Source organism: Bifidobacterium pullorum subsp. gallinarum, assembly GCF_000741215.1.
In the GTDB taxonomy this organism is placed as follows: domain Bacteria; phylum Actinomycetota; class Actinomycetes; order Actinomycetales; family Bifidobacteriaceae; genus Bifidobacterium; species Bifidobacterium pullorum_B.
Genome location: NZ_JGYX01000002.1, coordinates 204,243 through 221,614, shown reverse-complemented (window position 1 = coordinate 221,614; position 17,372 = coordinate 204,243). Strand labels below are relative to the sequence as shown.

At 64.3% G+C, this 17,372-nt stretch carries 11 protein-coding genes; 6 read left to right on the top strand and 5 right to left on the bottom strand.

Going from position 1 to position 17,372, the window contains the following annotated elements:
• Positions 1 to 3 precede the first annotated feature (3 nt).
• The 5 genes from BIGA_RS03165 to BIGA_RS03145 all read left to right on the top strand — a co-directional run bounded on the left by BIGA_RS03165 (position 4) and on the right by BIGA_RS03145 (position 10,447).
• Positions 4 to 2,580 (top strand): HAD-IC family P-type ATPase, encoded by a 2,577-nt coding sequence (locus BIGA_RS03165; RefSeq protein WP_033506259.1) that lies wholly within the window; start codon positions 4 to 6, stop codon positions 2,578 to 2,580.
• Positions 2,581 to 2,720: 140 nt separating this feature from the next.
• Positions 2,721 to 5,429 carry an aconitate hydratase AcnA gene (acnA, locus tag BIGA_RS03160; protein WP_033506006.1) on the top strand — a complete coding sequence of 903 codons (2,709 nt, stop codon included), beginning with the start codon at positions 2,721 to 2,723 and terminating at the stop codon, positions 5,427 to 5,429.
• A gap of 197 nt (positions 5,430 to 5,626) precedes the next feature.
• A complete protein-coding gene (locus tag BIGA_RS03155) occupies positions 5,627 to 6,370 on the top strand; it encodes a LytR/AlgR family response regulator transcription factor (RefSeq protein ID WP_051917047.1) in 744 nt (247 codons plus the stop codon).
• A 260-nt stretch (positions 6,371 to 6,630) separates the two neighbouring features.
• Positions 6,631 to 9,489, top strand: coding sequence for a glycoside hydrolase family 3 N-terminal domain-containing protein (locus tag BIGA_RS03150; RefSeq protein WP_033506008.1), 2,859 nt, complete (start codon positions 6,631 to 6,633; stop codon positions 9,487 to 9,489).
• Between the two features lie 325 nt (positions 9,490 to 9,814).
• Positions 9,815 to 10,447 (top strand): sugar O-acetyltransferase, encoded by a 633-nt coding sequence (locus BIGA_RS03145; protein WP_033506263.1) that lies wholly within the window; start codon positions 9,815 to 9,817, stop codon positions 10,445 to 10,447.
• A gap of 267 nt (positions 10,448 to 10,714) precedes the next feature.
• Here BIGA_RS03145 and BIGA_RS03140 read toward each other — a convergent pair whose 3' ends face one another.
• The 3 genes from BIGA_RS03140 to BIGA_RS03130 all read right to left on the bottom strand — a co-directional run bounded on the left by BIGA_RS03140 (position 10,715) and on the right by BIGA_RS03130 (position 13,905).
• A complete protein-coding gene (locus tag BIGA_RS03140; RefSeq protein ID WP_033506009.1) occupies positions 10,715 to 11,740 on the bottom strand; it encodes an NAD(P)H-dependent amine dehydrogenase family protein in 1,026 nt (341 codons plus the stop codon).
• Positions 11,741 to 11,910: 170 nt separating this feature from the next.
• Complete coding sequence (locus BIGA_RS03135) at positions 11,911 to 12,597, bottom strand: response regulator transcription factor (protein WP_033506011.1); 687 nt, start codon at positions 12,595 to 12,597, stop codon at positions 11,911 to 11,913.
• A 9-nt stretch (positions 12,598 to 12,606) separates the two neighbouring features.
• Entirely contained in the window at positions 12,607 to 13,905 is a 1,299-nt protein-coding gene (locus BIGA_RS03130; protein ID WP_081929452.1) for a sensor histidine kinase, read from the bottom strand.
• Positions 13,906 to 14,207: 302 nt separating this feature from the next.
• Here BIGA_RS03130 and BIGA_RS03125 point away from each other — a divergent pair, with 302 nt between their 5' ends.
• Complete coding sequence (locus BIGA_RS03125; RefSeq protein ID WP_033506012.1) at positions 14,208 to 14,987, top strand: DUF5067 domain-containing protein; 780 nt, start codon at positions 14,208 to 14,210, stop codon at positions 14,985 to 14,987.
• A 42-nt stretch (positions 14,988 to 15,029) separates the two neighbouring features.
• On the opposite strand, the gene BIGA_RS03120 is transcribed toward BIGA_RS03125, so the two are convergent.
• Both BIGA_RS03120 and BIGA_RS03115 read right to left on the bottom strand, forming a co-directional pair.
• Positions 15,030 to 16,214 carry an MFS transporter gene (locus BIGA_RS03120; protein WP_081929389.1) on the bottom strand — a complete coding sequence of 395 codons (1,185 nt, stop codon included), beginning with the start codon at positions 16,212 to 16,214 and terminating at the stop codon, positions 15,030 to 15,032.
• 248 nt (positions 16,215 to 16,462) lie between these two features.
• Positions 16,463 to 17,275, bottom strand: a complete 813-nt coding sequence (locus tag BIGA_RS03115) for a Bax inhibitor-1/YccA family protein (RefSeq protein ID WP_033506014.1) — start codon at positions 17,273 to 17,275, stop codon at positions 16,463 to 16,465.
• Positions 17,276 to 17,372 lie beyond the last annotated feature (97 nt).

Here is a 17,372-nt window from a genome sequence, read left to right as displayed (position 1 = left end):
TCCATGCCCGCCACCGCCGAGCGCGGCCTGAGCCGTGCCGAGGTCGAGGCCCGTGCGGAATCTGGGCGGACCAACAAGGTCAAGGATTCCACGTCGCGTTCGTTGGCGGAGATCATCCGGGCCAACGTCTTCACCCTGTTCAACGGCATCATCCTGGCGGCCATGGTGCTGGTGCTGGTCACCGGATCCTGGCGTGACGCGGTGTTCGGCTTCGTCATCATCATCAACACCGGCATCGGCATCGTCACCGAACTGCGTGCCAAGCGCACCCTGGACAAACTCTCGATCCTGGTGGCGTCGGACTTCCTGGTGCGCCGCGAGGGCCGGGACGTCGAGGTGCCGCACGACCAGATCGTGCTCGACGACGTCATGTGGATCCGTTCCGGCGAGCAGGTGCCGGCGGACGCGCAGATCATCGAAAGCTGGGGGCTGGAGCTCGACGAGTCGATGCTGACCGGCGAGTCGCGCACGGTCCGCAAAACCGAGGGGGGCCAGATCTACTCGGGGTCCACCGCGGTGTCCGGCATGGCCCTTGTCCGCGTGAACGCCGTGGGCGAACACAGCTACGCGGCCACGCTGACCGCCCAGGCCAAGGTCTACAAGAAAACCGTCTCCGACTTGAACAAGGGCATCAACACCATCCTGAAATTCATGACCTTCCTGGTCGTGCCCCTGTGTGCGCTGCTCGTCTGGTCGCAGATCAACACCGTCGGCGGATGGGGCGTGGCCATCGCCACCGGCGAATGGCGCCAGGCCGTCGTCTCGGCCGTGGCGGGCGTGGTGGGCATGATCCCCGAAGGCCTGGTGCTGCTCACCTCGCTGAACTTCGCGCTCGCCGCAATCCGCCTGGCGCGCAAGAACACGCTGGTGCAGGAACTCGAATCGGTGGAGACGCTCGCCCGCGTGGACAGTTTGAACCTGGACAAGACCGGCACCATCACCGACGGCGGCATCGCGTTCAACCGTCTGGTCATGCTGGATGCTGATGCGGCGGCCGCGGGCCCGGATAAGGCCTCCGGACATCCGCAGGAGGACAGCGTATTGCAGGCGTTGTACGACCTGGCCTACGAGGAGCAGCCCAACGGCACCGGCCGGGCGATCCTTGAGGCGTTGGGGGAGCGGGGATACGTGCCCGCCGGCATCGAGACGCGCGTCCCGTTCTCCTCGGCCCGCAAATGGAGTGCCGTCGCCTACCCCGAGCAGGGGTACGGGCTGGTCGGCGCGGCCGCGAGCGAGGCGGGCCAGCCGTCGTCGTTCGCCGTGCCCGGAGGGCTGTGGTACATGGGCGCGCCGGAGGTCATCCTGGCGGCGTTGGACGGCGACCACGCCGATGTCCTGAGCCAAGCCAACGCCTACGCCGCCGACGGCGACCGTGTCCTGCTGGTGGCGCATCTTCCCGCCGACCGCATGGAGCCGACGATGCGGGCCGATGGGGCCGAGCAGCCTTCGCTGGCGGACGAGCCGCGGCTGATTCCGCAGGCCCGGCCGGTGGCGTTGGTGATCTGCTCGGAACGCATCCGCGCCGATGCCGAGCAGACGCTGGCCTGGTTCCGTGACCAGGGCGTGCGCTGCCGCGTCATCTCGGGAGACAACCCCGCCACGGTCGGGGCGATCGCCGCCAAGGTGCGCCTGACCGGGGACCGCCGCCTCGTGGCGATGGACGCCCGTGAGCTGCCCGAGGACATCGATGAGATGGCCCGCGTGCTGGAGCATGTGGACGTGCTCGGACGCGTGCTGCCCGATCAGAAGAAGGCCATCGTGCAGGCGCTGCACGCCGGCGAGCATGTGGTGGCGATGACCGGCGACGGCGTCAACGATGCGCTCGCCATCAAGGAGGCCGATCTGGGCATCGCGATGGGCAACGCCGCCCCGGCCACCAAGGCCGTGGCGCAGGTGGTGCTGGTCGATTCGAAGTTCTCCCATCTGCCTGACGTGGTGGCGCGAGGCCGCCAGGTGATGGCCAACATGGAGCGCGTGGCCAGCCTGTTCCTGGTCAAGACCGTGTACTCGGCGCTGATCTCGCTCGGCGTGGTCCTCACGCAGATCCCGTACCCGTACCTGCCGCGGCATATCACCTACATCGGTGCACTGACCATCGGCGCGCCCGCGTTCATCCTGGCGCTGGCCCCGAACACCAGACGCTATATCCCCGGGTTCCTCAAGCGTGTGGTGCATTTCGCGCTCCCCGGTGGTCTGGCCACGGCGCTGTCGGTGCTGCTGGCCGCCTGGGCGCTGCCGGGCATCATGGGATGGAACGTGTCCGGGTCGGACGCGGATCTGGTCTCGCTGCGCGCCACCTGCGCGATCATCCTGTTCGTCATGGGCGTGTTCATGCTGGCGCGCGTGGCCAAGCCGTTGCGTTCCTGGCGGGGGATTCTGGTGGCCTGCTTCGCGGCGGCCGGCGTGATCGGCGCGTGCATCCCGTTCGTCGCCTCGTTCTTCGCGCTGCAGCTGCCGACCGGGCGAACGCTGGTCGCCACGCTGGTGGCATTGGCCATGGCCGCGGTCATCTTCGCGCTCTGCCTGTTCGCCGTGCCCAAGGTGTGGCGGATCGTGGAGCATCGCCATGCCGAACGCTGAGGAACGAACGCCGAATTGTCTCACATGACAAGCCGACACGCCAGAGCCGGGACGCGGACACGGTACCGTGGGATGCGGTGTATCGATGGCGAGGCGTTCCGCATCAGGTCCGCGTCTCGCCCTGACGGTCGGAGGGATTCATGGCACTGCGCGACAGCCAACTGTCCACGTTGAACGTGGCGGGCAAGGAATACGACTACTACCGCATCGACGATCTGGACGGCATCGACCATCTGCCGTACTCGCTGAAGGTATTGGTCGAGAACCTGGTCCGCAATATCGACGGCGCGAACATCACCGACGACCATGTCCGGGCGCTGCTCGACTGGGATCCGGACGCCGAGCCCAGCCATGAGATCCAGTTCACACCCAGCCGCGTGGTCATGCAGGACTTCACCGGCGTGCCCTGCGTGGTCGACCTGGCCACGATGCGCGACGCGGTCAAGGCCCTGGGCGGCGACCCGCAGGTCATCAACCCGCAGGTGCAGTCCGACATGGTCATCGACCATTCGGTGCAGATCGACAACTACGGCGTGGCTGATGCCATCGAACGCAACATGGACATCGAATACCGGCGCAACCGCGAACGCTACCAGTTCCTGCGCTGGGGGCAGCAGGCCTTCAGGAACTTCCGCGTGGTGCCGCCGGGCACCGGCATCATCCACCAGGTCAACATCGAATACCTGGCGCAGGTCGTTATGCGCCAGGCCGCGGCGGACTCCGACGGCCGCGAGCTCGCCTACCTCGATTCCTGCGTGGGCACCGACTCGCACACCACCACGGTCAACGGCCTGGGCGTGCTCGGCTGGGGCGTCGGCGGCATCGAGGCGGAGGCCGCCATGCTTGGCCAGCCGATCTCCATGCTGGTGCCGCGCGTCGTCGGCTTCAAGCTCACCGGCGCCATCCCGGAGGGCGTCACGGCCACCGATGTGGTCCTGACCATCACCGACATGCTGCGCCGGCACGGCGTCGTCGGCAAGTTCGTGGAATTCTACGGCGAGGGCATCGCCTCCGTGCCGCTGGCCAACCGCGCCACCATCGGCAATATGGGGCCGGAATTCGGCTCGACCTGCGGCATCTTCCCGATCGACGACGTCACGCTTGACTACCTGCGCCTGACCGGCCGTTCCGAGGAGCAGGTCGCCCTGGTCGAGGCGTATGCCAAGGCGAACAAGCTGTGGGGAGACGCCACCGCACCCGGCTATGTGGAGCCGACCTACTCCGAGTACCTCGAACTCGATCTCGGTTCGGTCGTCCCCTCCATCGCCGGGCCGAAGCGTCCGCAGGACCGCATCGAACTGTCCGCGGCCAAGCAGGCGTTCGAAGCGGCGCTGCCCACGTATGAGACCGTCGACACCGTCACCGAACCGGTGCCGGTCCACACCGCCTTCCGCGGCGACTTCGCCCTGACGAACGGCGCCGTGGCCATCGCCTCGATCACCAGCTGTACGAACACCTCGAACCCCTCGGTGATGATCGCCGCCGGGCTGATTGCCCGCAACGCGGTGGCCAAGGGCCTCAAGCCCAAACCGTGGGTCAAGACCTCGCTGGCACCGGGCTCCCAGGTCGTCACCGACTACCTCAAGGCCGCGGGGCTGCAGGACGACCTGGACGCCCTGGGCTATCAGCTCGTCGGCTATGGCTGCGCCACCTGCATCGGCAACTCCGGGCCGCTGCTGCCCGAGATCTCCGAGGCCATCAACGCCAACGACCTGACCGTCACGGCCGTGCTGTCGGGCAACCGCAACTTCGAGGGGCGCATCTCGCCGGACGTCAAGATGAACTACCTGGCCTCGCCGCCGCTGGTCATCGCCTACGCGCTCGCCGGCACGATGGACTTCGACTTCGCCGCCGAGCCGCTGGGAACGGACCCGGAGGGCAGGCCCGTGTTCCTCAAGGACATCTGGCCCACCAACGCCGAGGTCGAGGCCGTGGTGAACGGCACGGTCAGCCGTGAGATGTTCCTGAAGGACTACGCCTCCGTGTTCGACGGCGACGAGCGCTGGCGCGGCCTCGACGTGCCCGAGGGCGATCTGTTCGCCTGGGACGAGGCCTCCACCTACGTGCGCCGGCAGACCTTCTTCGACGGCATGGGCGCGGACCCCGAGCCGGTGCGCGACATCCACGGCGCCCGCGTGCTGGCGCTGCTCGGCGATTCGGTGACCACCGACCACATCTCGCCTGCCGGCGCGTTCAAGGCCGACAGCCCCGCCGGCCGGTACCTGACCGACCGCGGCGTCGAGCCGAAGGACTTCAACTCGTATGGTTCCCGTCGTGGCAACCACGAGGTCATGGTGCGCGGCACATTCGGCAACATCCGTCTGCGCAACCAGCTGCTCGCCTCGGTCGGGCGGGAGGTCACACCGGGCGGCTACACCTATGATTTCCTGGCCGGGCGCCCGACGACCATCTACGAGGCCTCGCGCGACTACCAGGTGCATGACGTGCCGCTGGTCGTGCTGGCCGGCAAGGAGTACGGCACCGGTTCCTCGCGCGACTGGGCGGCCAAGGGCACGATGATGCTCGGCGTGAAGGCCGTGATCACCGAAAGCTTCGAGCGCATCCACCGGTCGAACCTGATCGGCATGGGCGTGCTGCCGCTGCAGTTCCCCGAGGGCGAATCCTACGCCTCGCTGGGGCTGGACGGCACGGAGACCTACGACATCGCCGGCATCGAGGCGCTGAACGACGGCGAGACCCCGAAGACCGTGCACGTCACCGCCACCAAGACCGACGGCACTGTGGTCGAATTCGACGCGATCGTGCGCATCGATACGCCCGGTGAGGCCGACTACTACCGCAACGGCGGCATCCTGCAGTACGTGCTGCGCAACCTGATGAAGCGCTGACGCGGAAACCGCCGTACACCGAAACGCCTGCCCCCATGCCTGCGGGGCGGGCGTTTCTCGTTATGAGCCGAGCCTGACGACCATGCGGCAATCCGCGGTCGTGTCACCCTGATGGGCGGAGCGTATACGGATGTAGCGGCGTGTTGCATCGCGACAGTGGCAGACTGATGTCCATCTGATTCGTTGAAGGAGGGGACATGGTTCGCGTCGCCATCGTCGATAACGCCCCGGCGTGCCAGACGATCCTGACCGGTCTGTGCCGACGGTATGAGGCCGAGCAGGGCAGGGCGTTGGACGTCACCGTGTTCGACGACGGCGACGCGTTCGTCGCCTCATATACCCCCGATTGGGACGTCATCATCATCGATGTGGATCTGGGCGGCATCGACGGGCTCGGTGTGATGCGTCGGATTCGTGAGGTGGATGATGCGGTGGAGGCGATCCTTGTCTCCCTGACCGACGAGTATGCGGTCGGCGGCTATGAGATCAATGCGATGTCCTATATCCTCAAGCCGCCGTCCTATGAGGTGTTCGCGCATGATATGACCCGGTGTCTGGATGGGCGACGCGCCTGCGAGCGCCGCACGATCCAGGTCATATCCGGTGGCAGGACACGCCGGATGCGTCTTGACGAGATCATCTACGTCGATTCGGTGAAGCACCGAACCATCCTGCATACGATGCTCGGCAATATGCAGATCGTCTGCTCGATCATCCGGTTTGAGGAGCGGCTGATCGAACTCGACCACGCCTTCGTGCGCGCGAACTCCGGATATCTGGTCAATCTGGCGCATGTGACCGCCGTGGCGGAACACGAGGCCATCATGTCCAACGGCGATCGATTGCCGATCAGCCGTCCCCGTCGCGCGGCGTTCAAGCAGGCCTTCGCCTCGTACGTGAATGCCGGCCGTCGGTCCGGGCGCGCCGGCGAACCGTCGTGACGCGCCGTACCCGTCGCATGATTCGGCATTGACACCGAATCGTGTTCACCGTGCCACGCCCGGATTGCGCACGGTCACGGGTGCAGAATTTGCCCATCACATGACAGAACGGTGCGTTCGTTCCGCATCGGCTGCATGATTCTGCTGTACTGGCTCCAACGGCGGAACGATCCCGATATCCGCAGGGATCGCCCCGCACGCTTCCCATAGGAACAGCGGTCCGACGCTGCCGTCGGATTCGCCTGAGCAAAGGAGACAGGATGGTAGGCATCAACATGGAGGACGTCATCGGCGTCCTGCAGACCTGCAAATGGTATCTGGTCGCCTTGGGCGTACTGCTGGTGATCGCGGTTGCGGTCGCCGTCGGGGCCCACTGGATCGGCAAGCCACTGCGTGGTCTGGTCCGCGGCAATGCAGTATTGGGGGCGATCCTCTCGATTGTGGTGGTGGTCAATCTCATCGTGCTGATCCCGATGTCCACGCTGATCGGCATGGCGTTCAGCGAGAGGGCCACGGTCAGCGAGGGAACCACCGAGGAAGCCAAGCAGCTGTCCGAACGAATCGCCGAGGAGGGATTCGTGCTGCTGAAGAACGATGACGGCCTGCTGCCGCTGGACGGCGTCGATTCCATCAATCTGTTCGGTTGGGCTTCGGAGAATCCCTCCTACGCGGGCGGCGGCTCCGGCGGCATCAACGACCTGTATGAGAAGGTCTCGATCCAGCAGAGCCTGGAGGACGCCGGGTTCCGGGTCAACCAGGACCTCGCCGACTTCTACGCCGAATACAGCGATCGTCCGGAGATGTCGATCAACAAGCAGAGCTGGTCATTGCCCGAACCCCCGATCGACTCCTATCCGCAGGAGCTGATCGACGGTGCCAAGGCATTCTCCGACGTGGCGGTCGTCACGTTCTCCCGTGCGGCCAGCGAAGGCCAGAACGACCTGCCGACCGACGTGAGCCAGGCCAAGTTCGAATCCAACTCCACCGCATACCAGGACTTCGAGACGGGCGAACACTACCTCAAGCTCTCCCAGACCGAAGAGGACCTGGTGGACATGGTCTGCGGGAACTTCGACAACGTCATCGTGCTGGTCAACAGCGCCAACCCAATGGAGCTCGGCTTCCTCGACCGATACGAGCAGATCAAGTCCGCCATCTGGTGCCCCGGCCCCGGCCATGCCGGTTTCAGCGCGCTCGGACGCATCCTTAATGGCGAGGTCAACCCCTCCGGGCGCACCACCGACACGCTCGTCTATGACATGACCCAGACGCCGTGGTGGAACAGCGCGGTGAAAACCGACTACAGCAATATGAAGGACATGACCGTCCAGGGCATGAACGCCGGTGTGCCGCAGGACTTCTCTCCCGCGTACCTCGACTACACCGAGGGCATCTACGTGGGATACAAGTTCTATGAGACCGCCGCGGACGAGGGTCTGATCGATTACGATTCGGTCGTCCAGTTCCCGTTCGGTCACGGCCTGAGCTACACCACGTTCGACCAGAGCATGAGCGACATCATCGAGGACGGTGACGGGCTCTCGTTCGAGGTGACCGTCACCAACACCGGCGACGTGGCCGGCAAGGACGTGGTCGAGGTCTACTACAATCCGCCCTACACCAACGGAGGCATCGAGAAGGCCACCGCCAACCTGCTGGACGAGCGGAAGACCGACCTGCTCGAACCTGGCGAATCGCAGACCATCAACCTCACCTTCACCCCCGACGACCTGGCCTCCTATGACTACGAGGATGCCAAGGCGTGGGTGCTGGAGACTGGCGACTACACCATCTCCGTCAACGCCGACTCCCACACCGAACTCGACAGCCGTGTCTGGACCGTCGCCGACGAGATCGTCTACGATGGCGAGGATACCCACAACGGCGACCTGGCCGCCGCCAACAACGAATTCGACGACGCGAACGGCGGCCTGCCGTATCTGTCGCGTGCCGACCACTTCGCCAATTACGAGGAGGCCACCGCCAAGGGCAGCGACGTCCTGCCCGACGATCTGCGCGCGCAGTACCACATCAACGAGAACTTCGACTACACCACCTATCTTGACCCGGAGGCACAGATGCCGACCACCGGTGCCAGGAACGGCGTGCAGCTTGCCGACCTGCGCGGCGTGGACATCGACGACCCGCAGTGGGACGAACTGCTCGACGAGATGAGCGTGCGGGATATGGTCGACCTGACCTCGCTCGCCGGCTACCAGACCCCCGCCGTCGAATCAATCGGCAAGGTGCAGGTCATCGATGCCGACGGCCCCGCCGCCATCAACAACAACTTCACCGGCGACGGCTCGATCGGTTTCGGCGTGGCCACCCTGATCGCGATGACCTGGAACCCGGATCTGGTCCACGACTACGGCGAGATGATGGGGCGCATGTGCCGCGAGATGAACATCGCAGGCTGGTACGCGCCGGGCGTGAACATCCACCGCAGCCCCTTCGGCGGCCGCAACTACGAGTTCTACTCGGAGGACGGCACGCTCTCCGGCATCATGGCCACGGCGGCGATTCAGGGTTGCCAGAGCCAGGGAGTGTACGCGTTCATCAAACATTTCGCCCTGTATGACGGCAACTCCAAGATGGTCAGCGTCTGGTCCAACGAACAGGCCGTCCGCGAGATCTACCTGAAACCCTTCGAGATGGGTGTCAAGGACGGCGGCGCGCAGGCGCTGATGGTCTCGTGGAACTATATCGGCATCAAGTGGGCCGGTGAATGGAGCAACCTGCTCCAGACCGTGCTGCGCGACGAATGGGGTTTTAAGGGCATGGCCATCTCCGACTATTTCCGGGACAACGGCCACGGCTTCATGAACGCCGACGCGGCGCTCGCCAACGGTGTGGATGCGATGCTCTCCACCTATGGCTCAGGTCCGAACGTGCCGCAGGACACCTCCGACGCCAGCACCGTACAGTATCTGCGCGAGGCGAGTCGACACATCCTCTACACCGTGGTGAACAGCTGGGTGTATGAGAACGGCGCACCGCAGACCGGTCTCGAACCGTGGAAGATGGCGGTGATCGGCATCGATGCGGTGATCGGCTTGCTGCTGATCGGTGCCGAGGCGCTGATGGTGCGCGGCTACCTGAGGCGTAGGCGCGGCTGACCGGGCCAATATCCGTCCGGCGAACCCTCCTCCTGCTCGCCGGGCGGATATTCGTTTTCTCTGTCGGGGGAGGGCTTTGTTGCGGGCCGGGAGCATCCGGCCCGCGTTCTCGTGCGCGGCACCCTGTAACTGTGCGATAGTCGGGAGTCCTTCGATTCTTCTCCCTGCATACGAGGTATGTCCTCGGATAACTGGATTGTGCCTGGCGATCGTCGACTGTGTCGGGGCTTGCGCTGCGGCGTAAGCCTGCGATGTCTTCCATAAATATGCAAACGTTGTCATTATGTCGGCGTGTTGCATCGCGCGATGGTGTTGCATGGTGTGCATGACGCAATACACCAGCGAACAGGAACGTATGCTCGCCGGCGAACTGTATGTGGCGGCCGACCCGGAACTCGGCGCGGCCAACATGCGCAAACGCCGCCTTGTGCATGCGATCAACACGATGGACTATGACAGGCTCGACGAGCGCATGGCGCTCTTCCGCGAGCTGTTCGCCGAACTGGGGGAGGGGTCCTTCGTCGAGGCGCCGTTCAACTGCGACTACGGCTCGAACACGCGCATCGGCAGGAACTTCTACGCCAACATGGACTGCATCTTCCTGGACGTCGCCCCGATCACCATCGGCGACAACGTGTTCTTCGGCCCGCGCGTCGGCCTGTACACCCCGTACCATCCGATCGACGCCGAGGTGCGCAACGAGGCCATGGAGGGCGGTCTGCCCATCACCATCGGCAGCGACGTCTGGTTCGGCGGCAACGTCATCGTCTGCCCGGGCGTGACGATCGGCGATGATGTGGTGATCGGCGCCGGATCGGTGGTGACCAAGGACATCCCGTCTCATTCGGTGGCCGTCGGCAACCCGTGCCGCGTCATCCGTGAGATCGGCGAAAGGGATCGCGAATACTGGCAGTCCAAGGCCGCCGAATACCGCGCCTGGAAGGCCACCCAAGCCTGATTCCCGCAGGCCCCGCCATTCAGCAGGCGGATATCCTGGGCGACGACGCGCCGAGCCAAGGCTGAGATTCTCTTCAGTGGGCGAATGAACGCTTCAGTGGGCGCCCTATCATGAAGCCTCGGCTTGAGATATGGCTGAAAATGGCTCCATTCCAAGCCGAGGCTTTGCCATAGCCCGCCCACTGAACGAACAATCCGCCCACTGGGTGGGGCCAGCGGGCGGCGGTGTCAGGGCCGCCCGCTGGGGCAGGCCATCCGGTAATTCAAATCAGCACACGTACAGCGAGGCCGGGTAGGTCAGGTAGCTGATCTCATCGAGCTGGTCGGCGGTTACATAGCCCGCCGGAGCATTGAGTACATCCGGGATGCGGTTGACGATGGTGGCGCAGGTGTGTTCGACCGTGGCCGGCTTGACCACGTGGAATTCCACATCCGGTTCGCCGGCGATCGTCCAGTCGCACATGTCGCCGTCGTCCGGCCCGTAGACCTTGCCGATGCAGGAGGTCTCCAGCGTGATGCCCTGATTGGTTTCCGTGGTCACCACGGCGGACATGCCGATGCACTTGCCGGCCGGAATCGTCTCGCCGAGCGTCTCGGAATACACGTCCAGATCGCTGAAATAGGGTACCGCCCTCTGCGTGGTCGAACGGATCGTCAAGCCCATCTTCTGGGCCAGCGACTCGTTGGAGTTCCACACGTAGGACGGCACGATCGTCTCCGGATGCGCCAGCTCGGCCTCGAACTGTTCGGCGGTCAGGCCGCAGCCGTGCGCCTTGGCCAGCGCCAGACCATAATCCTCCACGTTGTAGCTCACCGCGCCGGTGATCTTCTCGATGCGGTGGCAGCCGGCCGCCACCTGCGCGACCATGTTCACCCAGAAGATGTCCTGCATGCCCGAGCCGACCATGGTGGCGCCGTGGTCCTTGGCGATGCGGTCGAGCCGGTTGGTCACCGCAGGGGCGGTGGTCCACGGGTAGATGGCCTCCTCGCAGGTGGTGATGACGCTGATGCCGCGGCTGAGGCACTGCGCGCACATCGCCTCGATCTCCTCGGTGAAGCTGAACAGCGTCACGACGGCGATATCCGCGTCGCACTCGTCCAGCACCGCTTCGGCATCCGCCCGGATCGGCACGTTGATCGGACCGATGCCCGCATAGACGCCGGCGTCCATGCCGACGACCTCCGGATTCACGTCGATCGCGCCGACGATCTGGATGCCTTTCTCATGCATGTAGCGCATCGTGTACTTGGCCATTTTGCCGCAGCCGTACTGAATCGCCTTGATTGCCTCCATACATAACTCCTTTGTCCAGGTGGCCATTGTCCGCCGTGGCGTCCTCGCCACGTGTCGGCACCATCCAGTCTAGCGTTCTGTCCCGGTTCGGACAAAGCGACATGTCCTGGACGCATGTCCGGTTGGCGAATGCGGTCAGTGAGGCATGGTAACCGGCAGGCGGCTGCCGTTCAGCGTTGTTCGGGAAGGTCGGCGCGCTCCACGAGCCGTGCCATCTGCACGCGTCCTATGCACAGCTTGTCCGCGGCCGAGGACAGATGCGCCTTGGCCGTGCGCTCGGAGATGAACATGCGTTGGGCGATCTCCGCGTTCGTGTACCCCTCGGCGGCCAGTATGACGGCTTCGCGCTCGCGTGCGGGCAGCGTGTCCAACAGGGCCCGCGCCTCATCGCGACGGGATTGCGGCCGTTGCCGGCTGAGCCCGCCGATCAGTTGCCGTTGGCTCGCCGAATTGAATTGGGGCGCGCCCTTGCAGACGCCGATTACGCGTCGGATGATCTCATCGGGCGCGTCCGTCTTGGATACGAACCCCTCCGCGCCGGCCTCGACCGCGCGTTCGACCGTGTCGGCTGGGCTCAGCGAGGTGAGGACGAGCACGTGAGGTGCGGGTCGTAAGGCGCGCAACCGCTGTGTTGTCTCGATGCCGTCGATTCCCGGCATGGCGATGTCCATGAGCACCACGTCCGGATGCTCCTGCTCCGCACGCTCGACCGCCTCGCGGCCATCGACCGACGTGGATACGACGGTGATGCGGCCTTCGGAATAATCGTTGAGAATCAGACCCATCGCCTGACAGATCATCGGGTCATCGTCCACCACGCTAACACGGATCGGACGGTTGTTCTCCAACTCGCTCACGGTTGTATCCTAGGCCAGGCCGGCAACGTTCGACTGCTGTCCGGTGGCGCTACCGATCCACGGCAGACGGGCATCGATATGGAACACGCCTTGTTCGTCGGCGCCGTATGCGCAGGTGCCGCCGGCGCTGTGGATCCGGGCGGCGATGCCGGTCAGCCCGTTGCCGGTCCGATCCGGCCGTGCGTGTTCGCCGGCGGTCAGCGGATTGCTGATATGGATATGCACGCCGACACGGGGGAGTGCATCGATTTGGAGGGCGACCGGCGCATCAGGCGCATGCCTGCGAGCGTTGGTCAGCCCCTCCTGGATGGTGCGGTAGGCGATTTTGCCGAGATTCTCGTCCAGCTCGCTGAGCTGCTGGATGTCGATCCAGGTGTCCACGCGCATGCCGGCCTGCCGCGCGTCGGTGATGAGTGCGTTGAGCGATTCCCGGGTGAGGGCCGTGTCATCGGAGGGCGCCAGTTGGACGTACGCCTGTTCGGGATGCCGGAGCATGTCGATGATTGTGTGGGCTTCATCCAGTGCGCCCGCCGCCTGTCTGCGGATCTGCTGCGCCTGCTGGGCGATGGAATCGGCGCGGGTGCGGACGGCGTCCTCGCTCGACTGCGTCATGGTGCACAGTTTGTCCGATTCGGCCTGCAGCGCGCTGGCATTCAACGCTAGGAGCGACAGGGAATGGGCGAGGGTGTCGTGCGCCTCCGCCGCGATGGCGTCGGCGAGCTGCTGGTTGTTCAGGTCGGCCTGCAGGGTGTGCGCCTGGCTGGCGGCGGCATCGGCCTTGGCTTCGGCCGAGGCTGCGATGGCCTTGGACCGCAGGTGCAAGCCGACGAGCGCCGCGATGGCGGTGGAGATGAGCGCGGCGATCGCGGCCGTGATGATGATGGGGGTCTCGCCGACCAGCATCACGATGGGAGTGCCGGTATTGCCGCCGGTATGGGGTTTGGCGAAGAACACGTGCCAGAGCGACGCGTCGGGCGGATTGAGCGCGTCGCGCAACTGGGCGATCAGGGCGATCGCCCCGCCCGCCGCGATGGCGCGCACCGTGACCGCGCGCGAGGATCGCCGGGCGAGCAGCGAGGCCATGGCCATCAGGGCGAGCATCGAATCGAAGGGGAAGGCGATGACCAGGGCGCATGACCCCCAGAAGACCGCTTCGGGGTGGCGGTCCCTGGCGAGCAGCAGCAATCCCGAAGGAATGGCGGCGAGCGTGGAGAACATGAACCAGAGAAACTGCGGATCCGAACTGCCATAGCGGGCAGCGGCGAAGGACGTTTGCACCAGACACATGAAGATGGCTATGGGAACCATCACCAGGCTGCTTTTCCAGGTGCCGCGGACCGGCACCTCGTCGTCCTGTGCCATGCCGTCCGCTTGTCCGGCCTGTGGACGGTTGCGGTCGCGGATGTCGGGATTGCTCATAGTCACCATTATCGGCATCCTCCAGCGATTCGCCATGGTGCGGCGGGGCATAACCGATTGCCCGAAAGGGCGAACGGAAATGACCGTTCGTCCAGTATCGGTTTCCTGCGCTATCTCGTAGCGTGACAATCGTACCTATTCGGGTTCATGATATTCGTTTCACCGAAGGCGACGAGAAAGAAGGAAACAACATGAATGAGCATGGAACACCGCAGCCCGTGGCGGATGTGGGATCGGGACAACGAGCCAATCGAGGCATCACGATATGTGGCGTTGTGGGGTTGATTCTCGGCATCATCGCCGTGATACTGAGCTTCATACCAATCATCAACAATGCCGCGGCTGTGTTGGGATTCGTCGGTGCCGTGTTGGCACTTGTCGGCACCGTGGCCGCATTTCGCGGCAAGCGGGATGGCAAGGTGCTGTCGGTTGTTGCGTTGGTGTTGTCGGTGCTGGGTATCGTCATCACTTTGGCTATGCAACAGGCTGCGGTCGATGCTATCGACGATGCGTTGGGTGCCGGCTCTTCCCAGCAGGAGCAGGGCGCGGATGCCTCGGGCGTTGAGGATGGAGAAACTGAGGCTGCGCCGGTTCAGGATTCGGAAGGGGATCTGCAATCCGCTCATGTACGTCTGGTATCCGCGGTATCCAGCGGGAACGATTATGAGGGCAATCCCACCGTGTTGGTGACGCTCGAATGGACGAACACGACGGATTCCAACACATCGTTCGCATCGGTGCTGCAAACGAGCGTTTTCCAGAACGGCCATGGACTGGAGACGGCCATCTACGTGGATGCTCCGGAAGGATACGATGCGAACTCGTATCTTGCCGAACTGCAGCCAGGCGCTACCGGCACCGTATCACTTGGTTACGTGCTGGAGGATTCCTCACCTGTGGAGGTCCAAGTGAGCGATCTGATTTCGTTTGACGATGATGCGCCGATGATCTCCCATGCTTTCGAGCTATGAATCGAGTTGCCGGAATAGCCGTATTCCGGCAACGTCGGTTTTTTATCGCACTTTGCGGTCAATGAGCAGCGTCAGCAGCACGAATCCGGCCGCCACCAATGAGAACAGCGCCCCGACGAGCCCGACGTACCGCAATCCCGGGCCGGAGACCACGGCGCCGCCGATGGCCGTGCCGAAGGCGATGCCGATGTTGAACGCCATCGGCTCCAGCGAGCTGGCCAGCACCATCGCCTTCGGATGGCGTTCGCGCGCCACGCGCATGAACAGCGAGATGCAGGAAACCGAGACCACATACATCGACAGGCCCACCAGCATGACCGGCACCAGAGACCACGGCATGGCCGGGCTGACCATGAACAGCGCCACCATGAACAGCGCCTGAACCGGGAACACGACCAGCAGCGCCTTCATGCCGTATCTCAGATCCACCCAGCCTGAGATCAGGTTGGAGACGAAGCACATGACGCCGTACACCATCAGGGTCATGCTCGCGCCGACCGCGTCCATGCCCAGCACATCCTCCAGATACGGGGTGACGTACCCGTAGAACACGTAGACCGAGCCGACGCCGAACAGGAAGATCGCGATGCCGACGAGGATCTGCGGCTCCGTCAGCAGTCCGGCCTGTTCCCGAACCGTGGACGGTTCATCGGTCGAACCGTGCCGGGGGAGCACCGCCAGCATGGCCGCGCTGACCGCCAGCGCCAGCACCAGCGCGATGATCATCACCGCATGCCAGTTCAGCACCTCGGCCACGATCTTGCCGACCGACGTGGCCACCACCATCGCCACGGAGAACGCCGCATACACCACCGAGATCATCATCGACATGCGATGCACGCCCACCAGCTCGGGAATGAACGTCACACCGACGGCCAGCAGGGCGCCCGAGACCGCGCCGAGCAGGATGCGGGCGGCCTGCAGCACCTCGAAGGTCGGCGCGAAGGTCATCATGATGTTGGAGACGCAGAACAGCGTCACATAGACGATCAGCAGCGTGAACCGCTTGAATCGGCCGGTCGATACGGCCAGCAGCGGCGTGAGCACCGCGTAGGCCACGGAGAAGAAACTGATGAGTTCGCCCACACGGGCCAGCGGCACGTCGAATGCCTCGGCGAGTTCGGGTTCGATGCCGATGACGGTGAATTCGGAGAATCCCAGCGAAAAGCCCAACAGCACCAGCAGGGCTATGCAGGCTAGGGCGCGCGGTCGACGGATGGAGGTCATGGCGGTCCTTTGAACGAAGGCAGGGGGATGAATGGGGGTGCCGCGGCGATGCCGCGGAACAGCCATGGGTCATCGTATCGGACATGGCGATTATCGTCATCCGATCGTTCCGTCGGCGTTTCGTCGTTATATGCGCCGAGGAACGTCTGTGTGCCGTACCGAAACGAATAGGGGCCGCATCCGGATGGATGCGGCCCCTACGGCGACGGCGACGTCTCGAACATCCGCCACCGTCATGGCGGGTCAGGTCAGTCCCTGTTGCCCAGCAGTTGAAGAATGTACAGGAAGATGTTCACGAAGTCCAGATACAGGTTCAGCGCGCAGATGATCGAGACCTTCTTGATCATCTCCGGCCCGTAGCCGGCGTATTCGTTGAAGATGGCGCGCGTCTGCTGGGCGTCATGCACGGTCATGGCGGCGAACAGCACCAGGCCGATCGCGGAGACGACCATCAGCATCGTATCCCCGGGGAACAGGAACGTCAGCAGCAGCTCTGCCACGATGAGTACGACCAGGCCAGCGAACAGGATCGGGCCGGCCTTGAGCATGTTGATCTTGGTGGTCATGCCGAACATCGTGAGCACGAAGAAGAACGCCGCGCAGATGCCCAGCGCCAGACCGATCGAGCCCAGGTCGTAGATCATGAAGATCGAGCTCAGTGTGAAGCCCATCAACGCGGAATACACGTAGAACATCACGCGGGCGGTGCTCGACTTGATCGTCATGATGCGGGCGCCGAGGAACACGGCCAGACCCACCTGCACCACGGCGAACAGGATGAACCCGATCAGACCGGTGGCCTGGAGGAACGCCACATAGGCGCCGCTCATCTGCGCGAGCACGGCCACCACGGCCGTGATGACCAGACCGATGGTCATCTCGCCATAGGCCTTCGTGACGGAGATGCGCTGCGCCTCCTCGAAGGCGTAGGTCGCCTGGGCGTTGATGGCGGCGGTGCCGTTGGGCGCATAGGCGTACGACTGCTGCGCGTTGTACTGGTACTGGTTCTGCGGCTGCTGGTTATAGCCGTTGCCGCCTTGCGGCTGTTGGCCGAAAGTCATCATCACTCCTTGGAACAACCCGGCCGGATGGCCGGCATTTCCCCCATCGTACGGGGAGATGCTGAACGAATGGTGAAGAATTCCGCCGCGGGCACAG